Source organism: Rivularia sp. UHCC 0363 (genome assembly GCF_034931125.1).
Lineage (GTDB): Bacteria > Cyanobacteriota > Cyanobacteriia > Cyanobacteriales > Nostocaceae > Rivularia.
Genome location: NZ_JAYGHM010000015.1, coordinates 112,176 through 117,898 on the forward strand (window position 1 = coordinate 112,176; position 5,723 = coordinate 117,898).

The following is a 5,723-nucleotide window of genomic DNA, read 5'->3' on the forward strand; positions in this document are numbered from 1 at the left end:
GAGACGTTTGTGCTTCCCAAACCTCAAAGAAACCAGCGAGCGGGACGCTCGCACTACCATGACCCCTCATAACTTATATGGTGGACTACTACGACCACGTTAATTTTGATAGGTAATCTATTCGTAGTGCGAGCGTCTCGCTCGCTCGTGGTAGCAAGATCGTAAGATGCTCGCACTACCATGACCCCTCATAACTTATATGGTGGACTACTACGACCACGTTAATTTTGATAGGTAATCTATTCGTAGTGCGAGCGTCTCGCTCGCTCGTGGTAGCAAGAAGATCGCAAGATGCTCCCACTACGCTAACTCCTCATAACTTATGTGGTGGACTACTACTGGTCTATTTCAATAATTTTGAGGAGTTCGTTTTCTGGGAAACGCTGGGAGACGTAACACTGCGGAGTCTTTACAACCCGTCAGAATAAATGACGTGAAGTAAGTAGAAAGGGATACATTATTTTTTGGAAGTTTCTTAACCGATCGCTAATAAACTGTTAACCGATAAATTTTAACTAATAATAGAATTATCGAAGTGGTATCTGAAAAAATTCTATGGCATTACTTACTAACGGTGGCGGTTTCATTCGCAGTTTAGAAAAATTTGGCGCTCTTGGAGTATATGTACCTCTAGAGGGCGGTTTTGAAGGTCGGTATCGTCGTCGATTGCGTGCTAAGGGCTACAATGCTTTGTGTCTTAGCGGTAAGGGTCTGGGTGATGTGGCGGCTTATTTGACTGGAGTTCACGGTGTAAGACCTCCGCATCTCGGGAAAAAAAGTACAAGTAGCGGGGCTGCGGTAGGTGATGTTTACTATTTACCGCCAATTATTAGTACTCAGCTAGAACAGTTGCCGCCAAAATCCAAGGGATTGGTACTGTGGATTATTGACGGACATACTCTTGATGACCAAGAAATCGAATATTTGTCAAATCTACCTAAAATTGAGCCAAGAGTAAAAATTGTCATTGAAAGAGGAGGCGATCGCGCTTTCCGTTTTATGCCTTTAGCGGAAACGATGGCTATAGCTAGTTAGCGAGAATTGGGAATTGGTAATTGGTAATTGGGAATGGGGAATTGGGAATTGGGAATTGGGAATTGGGAATTGGTAATTGGTAATTGGTAATTGGGAAAGAGTTAAGAGTGAGAAGTAAGGAGTTATAAATTTATTTTATTGCTCGCGGTTATTCATCCCCACTACCGATTACCCACTACCGATTACCGATTACCGATTACCCACTACCGATTACCCACTACCCAATTTGTAATTTAGCTGAAACATTATTGCTAAAGTAACAGACAATTAGATTAAAAAATCGTCATACTTAAAGAGGGAGATATTATTTAACTACTCCCTATTGTTCGAGGCGTGAAGTTAAAAAAGCAGACATGAAACGTAAATTTAACGGTAGGTCAACTAATACCTCTCCTAAAAGTCCTAATATTGGCTCCTCAATATTTAATTTCACAACTATTGCCATTTTAGGGGGCATTTTTATTCTAGGTATTGGTATTGGTATCGCTTTTAGTTCTACAGCGACTTTTACACCATCAAATGTCGCTTCTCGTGAGTATATTGATACCAAAGCACCAAATCCAGAGGTTTGCGTGCAGTATGGAGCTAGTGCAATGGTTATGGATACCAGATTATTTGTAACTCTTAACCCGTTTAATGTTTACGTTGGTCAACCCAGTATGCGCCCTGGATGCGTTTTACGTCAAAGTAACTGGGAAATTTTAAGACAAAAAAATCTAGTAACATCAGACCAAATAAGAGATTGCAAAAATCGTTTAAATACTTTTGGCTTTACGGGTAGATTAGATAGTAAAGAGCTTGATATTAAATGTATTTATCAAAATGATGCGGCGAAAAACTTCTTTATTAATGAAGAAGGAGCTATAAACGCACCAGCGGAAACGGAAAGATTCTAAGCATATTTACTGAAAATTAAAACTTGATATAGAGACGCAATACGTTATGATTGCGTCTTTATTTGTTTCAATATTATTGATTGGGGTTGGGGAAAGGTTGTCCAAACTCAATTATTTGAGAATTAGGAGAATTGATTAAATTATTGGGTGTATTAGTTGGTGGTATATATGGTGCTGCGGGGAAAAGGGACGGAAGACTATTTAATCCTGATGGTGGAAGTGTTGCAGGTGGAAGAATATTATTTTGGAGTGGAGATATACCGTTTGTAATCGGTGGTACGGTAACAGTAGGCTGTAGATATCCGTTACTTCCATTATTAATAGGTGGTAGCGTTAATGGGGCAGGAAAAGGAGAAGGCGCATTTGTATTGAATGGAGCTTGTGAAGGATTATACATTCCAGGTGGAAGATTGCCCGGAGTTTGGGGAGCCTGAATCCCTGGTGGTTGTTGATTGTAGTAAGGAACGGTCGGTGGTTGTAAGGGAGAATAAGCACCCGGTGGCAACTCACCTCCTACTGATGGATATGCTGGTGAGGAAAAATTGCTATTATCGGCAATAAAAGGACGAAGCACCCAACGAGTGGGATATTGTGAGGAAATAGGTTGTAACTGGACGCGATCGCGATCAATAAAAGCTCCCGGTGCCAAATCCATAACAATACGGGTTACATTATCGTTTAGCTGAGAAATGCGGATTCTTTGAATTGCTCCGGTGTAATTTTCTTGGGTAGGAACAGAACCCAATTTAGTACTAGGTAAATCTACAACAAGGCGCGGAGGTTGAGGGAGGTAGAAATACTCAGGGCGAGATGAAGATGAAAGAGAAAATTCTAACTGCGAACTTTGGGGAGAAAATCGCCAATCCTCAAGTTTTCCATTAGGTGCGGCAATACTGCTATTAGTATTGACAACTACTGCATACAAAGTAAACAAAAGACCGCGAATTAATTGTTTGTGCCAAGTGATAAATTGCTTATCCATTATTTATATCCTTTATTGGTTAAGCCGCAGTAAGCTTTTTGATTGATAATTGCTAATAGCTTAGAGGTAAAAGCTAATCAATTCAAGCTATCGAGATCTGCATTAATGTTTGCTTTAAAAATATCTTTGCCAATCATCGCTCTTTACAAAAAAAATATATAAGGAAATGGTGTTTTAGAATCATCTGCAACCTGATAGGCAACACCATGCGCTGTTGAAAGCGGTAGTGGAGGGCTTGACCGTCCTGTAGAAGCTGTCTTTGGACTAGACGGTAATTTATTTGTCAACAGTTTTGAAACCGATAGTATTCTCCGTTACAACGCAAAAACCGGAGATTTTCTTGATGCTTTTGTTCCGGAGGGTCGGGGTGGGTTAGATGGTCCAACCTCAATCGTATTTGTGAAAGATATTCCAGAACCAAGCTATGCGATCGCAACATTTTCAGCTTTTGTCTTAGTTTTTGGTTTTAGCAAGCTACGCGATCGCAAAAAATCAGTTTAAGCAGAGATATATTTAAGACTTACGCAATTGGCACAATCCCCTACAATAAAATTGTGCCTTTTTGCTAAGTCCTATCTTTATATATCAATATTGTTGACATTTCGCAGCATTAGATTCAGTAAAATAAGCTCTATCAACAAAGAATCTTCATTGTTTTCTCAAAATATTTCAGAGAATTCATCGATGAAATTAATGAAATTGAAAGTTATTTTTTTAACAGATATAACACCTTTATCTTGATTAAAAAAATATAATTATATGGCAGCTACAGTTCTCAATCCCGGTGATATTGCGATTGTTGGATATATTACTAACGGGAATCCAGATTCTTTCTCTTTCGTTCCCTTAGTTGATTTAAGCGCAGGTACTGTAATTTACTTCACCGATAACGGTTGGACTGGTTCTGGTTTTACAACTAATGAAGGAGTAGTTAAATTTACTGCTAATAGCGATATTACTGCTGGTACGGTTATTCAGAGTACGGATACTTCTAGCTTTGTTCGGGTTGGAACTGCAAACCTTGATTTAGAAGCATCAGGAGACCAAATTGCAGCGGTACAATCAACTAATTCAAACAGTCCCCTGACTTCAGGCTTTACTGCAATTTACCAAATTGATAATACTGGTGCTTTTGAGAATGCGAATGATTCCAATTCTGGCAATGTAATTACTGGGTTATCCAAAACAAATAACACATCTGTTCTGTTTGGGAATGATAAATTAAAGGATGCTGCTTTCGATCTCGAAGCTATACCTGAAGGTACGCGGGAAGATTGGTTAAAAGAAATTAATAATCCTGATAACTGGACTTTTGGAAGTGGATTAAGTTTACCAACAGAAAATATTCAAGTTCTTCCTGAAATTGCAAACGCTGCTCCTATTATCGGTAACAACATACTTCTCTATGATGGTAGTACTGGTAAATCTCCTGTTAGTGCAGGTTCTGCTCCAATCGCACCTTGGTTTGACTTCCAAGACAGTACTGCGGTAGTTGGTGGTAAAGCCCAACAAACTTTAACTAAAGATGGAGTTATTTTAAAAACAGATACAGATCAAGTAGGAAGAGACGCTTCTGCTGGTTATATCAACTATAAAATAGATCAATTTGGCAATCTTCAACCTAGAACAAATTTTCCGACACTTGATCGAAATTTAGGTTACGTCGTCAGCTTTACGAATCAAATTATTTCTGAGAATCATAGTAATGCTAATGCTCAAAAAAACGGTGACGGTAAAGCAGACCGTGCTGGTTTTAGCGTCATAGCTATTAGTGAAGATAAAAAAGGTATTGAACTCGGCTTCTGGGAAAACCGCATTTGGGCCCAGGAAGATGGTACTGAACCTACAGCTTCCAATCCTAACGGTACTTTGTTTACCCAAGCTGAAGGAGTAAACTTCGACACTAAAACTAAAGTAGTTAAATACGATTTAGCAGTTAAAGGTAACACTTATACTTTATTTGCAAATGGAAACTTGATTCTGCAAGGTGACTTGAGGGATTATACTGCATTTCAACCAGCACCTTATAAAATAGGACCTCTCACAGTTACCCCTCCCGACCCCTACGAAAAACCAAGTTTCCTCTTCTTCGGAGATAATACATCTTCAGCGAAAGCAGAAGTTAAGTTAAGCGATATTGCTGTTACCACCAATTCTAATAAGCCTTCTTTCTTTAAAGTTGATGAAAATGCCGTTCGCGGTGCTGTTGTCGGTCAAGTATTTGCAACAGATCCTGATGGTGATACTTTAAGTAATTGGGAAATTATAGACGGAAACTCGGATGTAGATAAAGATGGTAAACCTGCATTTGCGATCGATTCCACAACCGGAGAAATTACCGTTAATGATGCTGATGACTTAGATTTTAAAAATAATCCCAGTTTCCAGTTGAAAGTACGTGTTAGCGATGGAATTAATACGAGTGCTTTAGCAAACGTTACTATTAACATTAATGATGCTCCTGGGGTGTTAATCGATGAGACTTCTGTTACAAATAATAGGTTTAAGGGAAGTCCAGGAAATGACACTATTAATGGAGGTGCAGGAAATGATTTCCTTTACGGATTTGCTGGAAACGATAGTTTAACTGGTGGTGCTGGAAACGATAATCTTTACGGTGAAGCTGGTCGCGATACCTTAATTGGTGGTGCTGGAAATGATAATCTGTACGGTGGAGCAGGTGATGACTCTATCGATGGGGGAGATGGTATTGATACTTTGCGAGAAACTGCGGATACCGACTTTATCCTTACTGCAAATACACTTCAAAGCGCTGTTACTGGTTTAGATACTTTTACCAATATTGAACA

At 39.2% G+C, this 5,723-nt stretch carries 4 protein-coding genes; 3 read left to right on the plus strand and 1 reads right to left on the minus strand.

The annotated features are described in order from the left end of the window. Positions 1-555 precede the first annotated feature (555 nt). The gene (locus VB797_RS11165; RefSeq protein ID WP_323237747.1) at positions 556-1,035 is read left to right on the plus strand and encodes an NAD(P)H-quinone oxidoreductase subunit N; all 480 of its coding nucleotides are present in this window, start codon (positions 556-558) and stop codon (positions 1,033-1,035) included. A 353-nt stretch (positions 1,036-1,388) separates the two neighbouring features. Then, the gene (locus VB797_RS11170; protein ID WP_323237748.1) at positions 1,389-1,931 is read left to right on the plus strand and encodes a DUF3172 domain-containing protein; all 543 of its coding nucleotides are present in this window, start codon (positions 1,389-1,391) and stop codon (positions 1,929-1,931) included. Positions 1,932-2,004: 73 nt separating this feature from the next. On the opposite strand, the gene VB797_RS11175 is transcribed toward VB797_RS11170, so the two are convergent. Then, a complete protein-coding gene (locus VB797_RS11175; RefSeq protein WP_323237749.1) occupies positions 2,005-2,913 on the minus strand; it encodes an AMIN domain-containing protein in 909 nt (302 codons plus the stop codon). Positions 2,914-3,672: 759 nt separating this feature from the next. Between VB797_RS11175 and VB797_RS11180 the strand changes: the two genes are divergently transcribed. Then, the coding region (locus VB797_RS11180; protein ID WP_323237751.1) for a cadherin domain-containing protein at positions 3,673-5,723 on the plus strand (2,051 nt) is incomplete at its 3' end.

Coding starts and splice junctions, on each gene's coding strand:
- VB797_RS11165 (WP_323237747.1), top strand. CDS start 556: ATGGCATTACTTACTAACGGTGGCGGTTTCATTCGCAGTTTAGAAAAA.
- VB797_RS11170 (WP_323237748.1), top strand. CDS start 1,389: ATGAAACGTAAATTTAACGGTAGGTCAACTAATACCTCTCCTAAAAGT.
- VB797_RS11175 (WP_323237749.1), bottom strand. CDS start 2,913: ATGGATAAGCAATTTATCACTTGGCACAAACAATTAATTCGCGGTCTT.